Annotated in this window: 1 pseudogene; it reads left to right on the top strand. The window is 65.7% G+C overall.

Annotation, left to right across the window (positions count from 1 at the left end):
* Positions 1-251, top strand: a pseudogene (locus tag AC3A6G_RS27480) (methyl-accepting chemotaxis protein); the annotation flags it as partial.

Raw genomic sequence — 251 nt, 5'->3', positions numbered from 1 at the left:
GCAGGCAACCAGGATCTCTCGTCGCGCACCGAGGAACAGGCCAGCTCGCTCGAGCAGACGGCCGCCTCCATGGAAGAACTCACGAGCACCGTCAAGCAGAACGCCGACAACGCCCGCCAGGCGAACCAGCTCGCGCTCTCGGCCTCCGAAGTGGCCGTGAAGGGCGGCGACGTCGTCGGCCAGGTGGTCGACACCATGGCCTCGATCAATGCCTCGTCGCGCAAGATCGTCGACATCATCGGCGTGATCGA

The sequence above is a fragment of the Variovorax sp. Soil_C_26 genome (assembly GCF_057657075.1).
The sequence above is the reverse complement of the archived record's forward strand: the minus strand, read 5'-3'. Positions and strand labels throughout refer to the sequence as shown.